This window comes from Nonomuraea longicatena (assembly GCF_039525605.1).
In the GTDB taxonomy this organism is placed as follows: Bacteria; Actinomycetota; Actinomycetes; order Streptosporangiales; family Streptosporangiaceae; genus Nonomuraea; species Nonomuraea longicatena.
Genome location: NZ_BAAAHQ010000016.1, coordinates 1 through 8,229, shown reverse-complemented (window position 1 = coordinate 8,229; position 8,229 = coordinate 1). Strand labels below are relative to the sequence as shown.

The 8,229-nt window shown below is 70.7% G+C and carries 8 protein-coding genes; 3 read left to right on the top strand and 5 right to left on the bottom strand.

Annotated features, from left to right (window positions below; translation table 11 throughout):
• Positions 1–71: 71 nt before the first annotated feature.
• Positions 72–1,454, bottom strand: a complete 1,383-nt coding sequence (locus tag ABD120_RS17195; protein WP_343950912.1) for an alpha/beta fold hydrolase — start codon at positions 1,452–1,454, stop codon at positions 72–74.
• A 113-nt stretch (positions 1,455–1,567) separates the two neighbouring features.
• Between ABD120_RS17195 and ABD120_RS17190 the strand changes: the two genes are divergently transcribed.
• Together ABD120_RS17190 and ABD120_RS17185 are read left to right on the top strand one after the other, a co-directional pair.
• Positions 1,568–2,005 carry a DUF5946 family protein gene (locus ABD120_RS17190; protein ID WP_343950911.1) on the top strand — a complete coding sequence of 146 codons (438 nt, stop codon included), beginning with the start codon at positions 1,568–1,570 and terminating at the stop codon, positions 2,003–2,005.
• A 416-nt stretch (positions 2,006–2,421) separates the two neighbouring features.
• Positions 2,422–3,243, top strand: coding sequence for a class I SAM-dependent methyltransferase (locus tag ABD120_RS17185; RefSeq protein WP_343950910.1), 822 nt, complete (start codon positions 2,422–2,424; stop codon positions 3,241–3,243).
• 35 nt (positions 3,244–3,278) lie between these two features.
• Here the strand turns inward: ABD120_RS17185 and ABD120_RS17180 are convergent, their stop codons facing one another.
• On the bottom strand, positions 3,279–3,929 hold the full coding sequence (locus ABD120_RS17180; protein ID WP_343950909.1) for a winged helix-turn-helix transcriptional regulator: 651 nt from the start codon (positions 3,927–3,929) through the stop codon (positions 3,279–3,281).
• An 81-nt stretch (positions 3,930–4,010) separates the two neighbouring features.
• On the opposite strand from ABD120_RS17180, the gene ABD120_RS17175 reads away from it, so the two are divergent.
• The gene (locus ABD120_RS17175) at positions 4,011–4,391 is read left to right on the top strand and encodes a nuclear transport factor 2 family protein (RefSeq protein ID WP_343950908.1); all 381 of its coding nucleotides are present in this window, start codon (positions 4,011–4,013) and stop codon (positions 4,389–4,391) included.
• Between the two features lie 15 nt (positions 4,392–4,406).
• Here the strand turns inward: ABD120_RS17175 and trpS are convergent, their stop codons facing one another.
• From trpS to ABD120_RS17160, 3 genes are all read right to left on the bottom strand, one after another.
• Positions 4,407–5,474, bottom strand: a complete 1,068-nt coding sequence (gene trpS, locus ABD120_RS17170) for a tryptophan--tRNA ligase (RefSeq protein WP_343950907.1) — start codon at positions 5,472–5,474, stop codon at positions 4,407–4,409.
• Between the two features lie 170 nt (positions 5,475–5,644).
• Positions 5,645–7,267 carry an FAD-binding oxidoreductase gene (locus ABD120_RS17165; RefSeq protein WP_343950906.1) on the bottom strand — a complete coding sequence of 541 codons (1,623 nt, stop codon included), beginning with the start codon at positions 7,265–7,267 and terminating at the stop codon, positions 5,645–5,647.
• 144 nt (positions 7,268–7,411) lie between these two features.
• Positions 7,412–8,229 (bottom strand): DNA-directed RNA polymerase subunit beta (locus ABD120_RS17160; protein WP_486348447.1); only part of this gene is annotated, 818 nt, incomplete at its 5' end.

The window sequence follows — 8,229 nt, the reverse complement described above, 5'->3', positions numbered from 1 at the left end:
GCGAGCGTCGCCGGGCGGTAGCCCCAGGATCGGACGGGGGTGTCGCGGTGTTCACCCGTCGCGAGTGAGTGTCACTCGGCGGGGCAGGTGGTGCCGGGGGCGGGGAGTCGCAGCTCGGTGAGGTACGTGGTCGCGTGCCTGATGGGGCACTTCTTGCCGCTGAGGTACAGGGCGTGGCCGCGGCCCTGGTAGGCGACGCTCACCGAGCCCGGGATCATCCGGGTGAGGGTCTCGGTCCACGCGAGGTCGCCGTACACGCTGCCCGCGCCCAGGAACGGCGGCAGGCCCTCGGCCGGCAGCGGGCGCGGCGGGTTGACCGCCTTCACCGGCCAGCCCGTGCACCCCAGGCCGTCGGTTCGGACGGAGCCGAGATTCGGCAGGGCCTTCTCGGCCGCGCGGCGGTAGGCCCGCAGCTCCGCGTAATCGGCGAATCCACGACCGTCCGCGCAGGTCATCGCCAGTGCGCCCGGCATGGCCCAGACACGGAAGTTGGGCCAGGCGACGAAGCCGGAGGCGTCCCCCCGCCGCGCACGGTCGACCAGGCGGGCGAAGGCCAGCCAGTTCGCGTCGCGCGGCCCCGGGTCGGACACGAAGGCGAGTTGCCGCAGGTGCCACCCGCTCATCTCGCCCTTGCCGAACTCGGGGGAGGTGACGGGTAGCGGCCTGCGGTCGGCCGAGCGGAGGAGCGCGCGCCAGACCGCCCCGGCGTCCTCGCCGTGCAGCGCACAGGCGGACGTGGCCGCGCACCAGGTGACGAACTTCCGGAACTGCCGCTCGTTGAGATCGTGGTGGCGAAGCGCCTGCTCGTTCCAGTCGGCGGCGTGGTTCACGACCCCGTCGACGTACATGGCGCGGATGCGCTCCGGGAACAGCCGGGCGTAGGCGACGGTGGTCACCCCGCCGTAGGAATCGGCCATGAAACTCAGCCGCTCCTCGCCGAGCGCCGCCCGGATCGCCTCCATGTCCCTGGCCACCGACATGGCGTCCAGGTGGGCGAACAATCCGGTCGTGTCCGCCTGCCGGCAGGCCCGGAACGCCTCGGTCATGGCGGCGGCCTGCGCGGTGCCGGGCTTCTTGCAGATCGCGGGCATGTTCTCGCGCCAGACGGTGTTACGCGGACGGTAGCCGACGAGGTCGAAGCGGCGACCCAGCTCACGCAGGTCGGGCGCAGCCATCCTCAGGTCCTTGATGCCGTCGGCTCCTGGGCCGCCGGGCACGCCCAGGACGCTGCCGATCCGGCGGGCCGGTTCGGTGGCGGGCAGCCGTACGAGGTCCAGCCGGATCTTGCGCCCGCCGGGCTCGGCCCAGTTCACCGGCACCTCGATCGAGGTGCACTCCATCGGCGCGGGCGCGCACCCTTCCCAGGTCAGCGGTTCGGGCTCGGCTGCGGACGCGGCCGGTGCCAGCGCCGCCACGGCCACCGCGACGGCGAGGGTCACGAAGCTCTTCTTCATGGCCTTCACCCTGGCGGGGCGGGCCTGGCCGGACCATGGGGATGTCCTCCGCGTATTCTCCGGACAACCCGCCGTTCGACTCTCCACCCGGTGGAGGTCGTAGTCTCGCCAGGATGGAGACCTGTCCTGAGTGCGGGGCGCCCGCCTGCGAGAACCTCTTCCAGCTGCTGCTCGCGCTGGATCACAGCAGGCAGCCGCCCTGGGGACCGCTGCACGGGGTCTCGGTGGCCTGCTACCTGTGGCAGCACCCCAGCCGCCTGCCCGCCTCCGGCGGCGCGGCCGCCTGGGCGATTCTGCACGCCTTCCTCCGGGACGGCTCGGGCGGGGCGACCAGGCAGATCCGCCAGGTACGCCGCACCAACTCCCACCGCAGCGGCAGCCAGAAGCCCTCGGTGGCCTCCGACGTGGTCGCACCCACCCCGGACCGGCGGCCCGAGCACTTCACGGTCACGATCGCGGACGTCGCCGAGAACGGAGAGTTCCCCGCCGAGGGCTTCACCGAACGCGTCACCGCCTGGGCCGCTGCGACGGTGGCCGCCTGGAGGGTGTGAACGCGGTATCCCGCGCAACCACCCGGTGAGACCCTCACCGGGTGGCTGAACGCATGTCATAGCATTGTGATCATGTGTTCAGCCCGTCGGCCTCCCGCGTCGGATCTGAACGCCCAGGCGAGGATCCGCGACGCCGCCGTCACCGTCTTCACCCGCTGCGGTGTGGCCGAGGCGGAGCAGCCGGGATCGGGACTGGAGCATGCCCCCGTTGGAGGACATCAGGGGCAGCGACGGTCATGCCGGTGACGACGAGCCCGGCCCTGCTCACGCTGCCACCGCCGCCGACCCGCGTGCTCGGCCGGCGCCTCGGCCCGTCCCGCCCCGCCTCACGGCGCCGATGTTCGAGTTCTCGGCCCGAGGGCTGAACCCCGCCAGGGCCGCGTGGGACACCGTACGAGAGAAATGAGAACCACCCGATGCCCGGCACCATTCCGGCCTTCACCCCGCTGCAGGCCACACTGTGGCTCACCCTGTGCGCCAAGGCGCTGGACAACCGTCTGTCCGACCCGATCCTGGGCGACGCGACGGCCGACAAGATCGTCTGGAGTACCGGTTACGCGTACCGGCGGCTGCACCTCACCCCGAGTACCGTCGTCACGATCGCGCACCGGGCCAAGAAGCTGGACGAGGTGGTCCAGCGGTTCATGACCCGCCACCCGGACGCCGTCGGTCTCGACCTCGGCGCCGGTCTCGACAGCCGCGTGCTGCGCGTTGCCCCGCCGTCCGGCGCCGACTGGTACGACATCGACTTCCCCGAGGTCATCACCGCGAGGCGCTTGTTACTGCCCGAGCACGCGACCCCGAACGGCATCGGCGCCGACCTGGACGCCACCGACTGGCTGGACGCCCTGCCCAGGGACCGGCCCGCCGTGATCGTCGCCGACGGCCTGCTCGCCTTCCGGTCGGCCCGGGAGACGGTGTCCCTGATGCGCCGGCTCGTGGACCACTTCCCCAGTGGGGAGATCGCGTTCAACGGCTACAGCAGGTTCGCCATGTGGGTGCTGCGCCATGCCAGGATCGCCGACGCGCTTCGAGACGTCACCCGGTTCCCCGGCCTCGACGACCCCGGGATCGTCGAGCGCTGGCATCCCAGGCTGAGACTGGACAGGGAGATCCTGTGCGGCCGAGAGCCCGAGGTCGCACGCTTCCCGCCCGGCCCGAGGCTCATGACCCGGCTGACCGCGCCCAGCGCGACGCTGTCCAGGATGATCAGCACGGTCTACGTCTACCGCTTCTGACGTTCCCTTCGCCCTCGGCCGTCCAAAAGTACGCATCAGCCACGGGCTCGCCCGCCGTTCGGGAGCAGGCGTGCGAGTGCCGCCGTCGAACCTTCGACGGTCAGTCCTTCGGCCTCGGCCGCCTCGATCGGCATCAGTCCGGTGAAGAGCGCGACGAACACCTGCGGCGGCGCCGTGACCGTGGCGTCCGGCCGCCGCTCGCCCGAGCAGGGGCTCACCTCGATCCGGCCCTGGTCGGCGGTGATGTCGCAGCCGTCGTACAGGTCGCCGAGCCGTACGGTCACCGGTGGTTCGCCCGGAGCACCGTCCCGGCACAGATGCCGCAGCGGCAGCGAGAACCAGTGCACCCGGAACTCCTCGCCGGTCGGCGGGGTGAGCATCAGCGGCGCCCCCCAGCGGGTCAGCTCGCCCACCACGCCTCGGAGGTCCAGGCCCCGGTCGGTGAGCGCGATCAGGGTCGCGGCGACCGGTGGCGGTTCGTCGTGCCTGGCGATCAGCCCGGCGGACTCCATGTCGCGCAGGCGGTCGGAGAGCAGGTTGCTGGCGATGCCGGGCAGTCCTCGCCGCAGGTCGGAGAAGCGGCAGGGCCCCTGGGAGAGCAGTTCGCGCACGATCAGCAGTGTCCAGCGGTCGCCAACCAGATCCAGGGCGCGGGCCATCGAGCAGTACTGGTTGTACGAGCGCATGCCGCCAGTCTATCAGTGGGGTTGTGGTTCTCAACTTCATGGTTTATTTTCTCAACCACGCTCTCGGACGAAGGAGAACCCATGGCCGTCACCAGCGACGACGCACCCGCGACCCTCAGGGCCTACTACCAGATCCTCACCGGCGGGATCGACACCTACGAAGACGGGCGGGCGCTCGCTCCCCTTCTGGCCGACGACCTCGAGTTCGAAGGCCCGATCGCCGGACGCGTCACCGGCTCCGCCCCCTTCCTGCAGGGAGTCAAGGGATTCATCGCCAACGTCGGCCGGATCGACCTGGTCCACGAGGTTCACGGGCCCGACGGCAGCGCCGTCCTCTACGACGCCCACCTGCCCAAAGGCGTCGTCAGGCTCGCCGAGTTCTTCACCTACGCCGACGGCAGGATCAGGGGGCTGCGCGTGCAGTACGACCCCGCCGCCTACCTCGCGGGCGGCGGGGCCTGAGCGTCCCGTGCGGTGTCAGTAGTGGCTGTTCATGGCGGTCCGCACCTGCGCGAGCGTGGCCTCGGCGACAGCCGAGGCCCGCTCGTTGCCCTCGCGCAGCACCCGGCGCAGATACGCGCGATCCTTCCCGTACTCGGCGCGGCGAGCCCGGATCGGCGCCAGATACCCGTTGACCGCGTCGGTCACGGTCTTCTTCAGCGCGGCCGCCCCCGCCCCGCCGACGTCGGCGGCGACCTGCTCGGGCGTCCGGTTCTGGCAGAGGGCCGCGAGCAGGAGGAGCGACGACACTTCGGGACGGGCGACCGGATCGTAGGCGATGTGGCGCTCGCCGTCGGTCTTCGCCCCCTTGACCAGCCGGGCGGTCTCGTCCGCGCTCGCGGCCAGCGTGATGGCATTGCCCCGGCTCTTGCTCATCTTGACGCCGTCCGTCCCCAGCACCAGCGGTGCGCTCGACAGCAGCGCGTCCGGCTGTGGGAAGAGGGCGGTGCCGTTGCCGTAGCGGTCGTTGAACCGGCGGGCGACGGTCCTGGTGAGCTCCAGGTGCGGGAGTTGGTCCTGGCCGACGGGAACCAGATTGGCCTTGCAGAACAGGATGTCGGCCGCCTGGTGGACGGGATAGGTGAACATCAGCCCACTGACCGCCGACTGACGCGAATGGGCGATCTCGTCCTTGACCGTGGGGTTGCGGTTGAGCTCGGCCACGGAGACGAGGCTGAGGAAGGGCAGCATCAACTGGTTGAGCGCGGGGATCGCGCTGTGCGCGAAGATCGTGCTGCGGGCCGGGTCCAACCCGGCGGCCAGATAGTCCAGGACCAGTTCCTCGACGTGGCCGGTCAGGTCGTCCGCGACGTCGCGGTCGGTCAGGACCTGGTAGTCCGCGATGATCACGAACATCTCCACGCCCAGGTTCTGCAGCCGAACCCGGTTGCCGAGGGTGCCGAAGTAATGCCCGAGATGCAGCCGCCCGGTGGGACGGTCGCCGGTCAGTACCCGGAACCGTCCGGGGTCGCGATGGATCAGCTCCTCCAGTACGGCGCCGCGGGCCTGCGCTGCGGACGTCCTGGACGGATCGACGGTCTTCATGGGGTCTCCTGGTGATCGGTTGCCGCCGCCGGAACGCCACAACCCCGATGCCAGGAACGCGAAAAGGGCCGTTCGTCCGAACGGCCCTGGTTCATGCCTGAGAGGCGGCCGCTCCTAAAGGGAGCGCCACCAGCTCAGACACGATGAAAGACACACAGATCCAGCATAGATCAGCGGGGCGGCTCGACCGCCAGGGCGTGCCTGAACACGTTGCGCGGATCCCACCGGGCCTTCACCCGCTGCAGCCTCGGGTAGTTGTCCTTGTAGTAGAGCCGCTGCGCGGACACGCCCGAGGTGTTCCACGCCGGGTCCGCCAGGTCGGCGTCGGCGTAGTTGACGTAGGAGCCGTCGCTCACGTCCCCGGGAACGGGCACGCCCCCCGTGCCGGCGTACACGTCGCGATAGAGGGCGCGGACCCAGGCCAGGTTGACGGCGTCGTCCTTCTCCTCGGCCCAGACCGACTGGTAGGCCACCTTCATGATCGAGTCCCGCTGCGCGACGGCGGTGGCCGAGGGCGCGACCGTGTTGACCTGGCCGCCGTAGCCGACCAGCAGTACGGACGACTCCCGGGTGCCGGTGGAGTTCGTCAGATGACGGTAGACGGCCGCGAGCTGGGGTTCGGTGAACGAGCGCCGCAGGTAGCCCGCCTTGATCTTGTACCGCCGGGTGAGCACGTCACCCGGCTCGCCGCTGCCGGGCCACGTCATCCGGTGCAGCCACGGCATCGTGTTGCGGACCTCGAACACCGGCTTGAGGCCCACCCCGGCGCTCACCTCGGACACGAAGGCCGTCACCATGGCGTCGGCCCCGGGCAGGTCGGCGTCGATCTGCGCGACCAGCATGACGTTCTCACCGGCCCGGTGCGACGGCTTGAGCAGGCCGTACAGCCCGGCGTACCGGGAGCCGGGCGCGCTGTTGCGCTCGTGCCAGGCGCCGAAGTTCCGCATTAGGCCGGTGAGCGCCTTCTCCGTCATGCCGTCCCAGGACCAGAAGACCACATGCTGAAGCATCCGCCGGGGAGCCGCCGGCAGCAGCCGGGACGGGTCGGTGCCGATGGCGCCGACGGAGCGCAGCCAGTAGCGGGTGACCACGCCGAAGTTGCCGCCGCCGCCCCCCGCGTGCGCCCACCACAGGTCGCGGTTCGGGTCGCCGGGATCACGGGTGGCGACCACCGCGCGGGCGCCGCCCTCGCGGTCGGCCACCACGACCTCGACGCCGTACAGGTGATCCACCACCGAGCCGTAGCGCCGCGACAGCGCGCCGTACCCACCGCCCACGAAGTGCCCGCCCGCGCCCACCTCCGGGCAACTGCCCCCGGGTACGGTCACGCCCCAGCCGGTGAACAGCGTCCGGTACACCTGGCCGAGCGTGGCCCCCGGCTCCACGGCGAACGCCCGCCGCCGGGCGTCGTAGGTGACCGCGTTCATCGGGGACAGGTCCAGCAGCACCCGCACACCCGGATCCCCGGTGAGGTTCTCGAAGCAGTGGCCGCCGCTGCGTACCGCGATGCGGCGGCCAGACCGGATCGCCTCCGACACCGCGCGGACCACCTGCCCGGTCGTCCCGGCCACCCGGATCTGATCCGGCCGGCCCGCGAACCGGAAGTTGTTGCCGCGCAGCAGGCTGTCGTAGCGGGCGTCGCCGGGCCGTACGGTCACCGGCTCGAACCCGCCGGTGCCCGCTTCGGCGCTGTCCGCCCCGACCACCGCGGTCCCAGCGGTGGTGACGGCCACCGCGCCCGCACCGGCGAGCAGCCCGCGCCGGCTCACTCCGTGTCGGCTCTCGTCTGCCATGTGTCTCGCTCCCTCTTCGTTCGGAGACCGTGAGCCTCCCAATCCGGCAGCGATGAGCACATCAACCGATGTCATGAATCGGCGGCTGAACCTCCGGCCCGCCCCACGGCTGGTCCACTCCACCGATCGGCTGAGATCCGGCCGTCAGATGTCGTCGATGCTCATGGCCCCCTCGTTCGGACGCCGGGCCAGGTCGATGCCGAGTTCCTCGGCGGCCCTGAAGACGTCCTCGTCGCTGTCGCGCATCTCGATCGACGAGCCGTCGCTGGAGAGCACCTCGACGTTGAGGCACAGCGACTGCATTTCCTTGATGAGGACCTTGAAGGACTCGGGGATGCCGGGCTCGGGGATGTTCTCGCCCTTGACGATGGCCTCGTAGACCTTCACCCGGCCGATGACGTCGTCGGACTTGATCGTGAGCTGCTCCTGAAGGGCGTAGGCGGCGCCGTACGCCTCCAGCGCCCACACCTCCATCTCACCGAAGCGTTGGCCGCCGAACTGGGCCTTGCCGCCGAGCGGCTGCTGGGTGATCATGGAGTAGGGGCCGGTGGACCGGGCGTGGATCTTGTCGTCCACGAGGTGCAGCAGCTTGAGGATGTAGATGTAACCGACGGCGATCGGGTACGGGAACGGCTCGCCCGAGCGGCCGTCGAACAGCCTGGCCTTGCCGCTGCGCTCCACGAGCCGTTCCCCGTCGCGGTTGGGGACGGTGTTGCCGAGCAACCCGATGATCTCCTGCTCGTGGGCGCCGTCGAAGACCGGGGTGGCCATCGCGGAGTTCGGCGCGACCTGGTCGAGACCCTTGTCGCGCAGCCGCTGGGCCCAGGCATCCTGGATGCCGGAGACGTCCCATCCACGAGCCGCGATCCAGCCGAGATGTGTCTCCAGCACCTGTCCGATGTTCATCCGGCCGGGCACGCCCAGCGGGTTGAGGATGATGTCGACCGGGGTGCCGTCCTCCA

What these genes read in the sequence shown, in the direction of transcription:
- ABD120_RS17195 (WP_343950912.1), bottom strand. Translation starts at nt 1,454, where the DNA reads ATGAAGAAGAGCTTCGTGACCCTCGCCGTCGCGGTGGCCGTGGCGGCG.
- ABD120_RS17190 (WP_343950911.1), top strand. Translation starts at nt 1,568, where the DNA reads ATGGAGACCTGTCCTGAGTGCGGGGCGCCCGCCTGCGAGAACCTCTTC.
- ABD120_RS17185 (WP_343950910.1), top strand. Translation starts at nt 2,422, where the DNA reads ATGCCCGGCACCATTCCGGCCTTCACCCCGCTGCAGGCCACACTGTGG.
- ABD120_RS17180 (WP_343950909.1), bottom strand. Translation starts at nt 3,929, where the DNA reads ATGCGCTCGTACAACCAGTACTGCTCGATGGCCCGCGCCCTGGATCTG.
- ABD120_RS17175 (WP_343950908.1), top strand. Translation starts at nt 4,011, where the DNA reads ATGGCCGTCACCAGCGACGACGCACCCGCGACCCTCAGGGCCTACTAC.
- trpS (WP_343950907.1), bottom strand. Translation starts at nt 5,474, where the DNA reads ATGAAGACCGTCGATCCGTCCAGGACGTCCGCAGCGCAGGCCCGCGGC.
- ABD120_RS17165 (WP_343950906.1), bottom strand. Translation starts at nt 7,267, where the DNA reads ATGGCAGACGAGAGCCGACACGGAGTGAGCCGGCGCGGGCTGCTCGCC.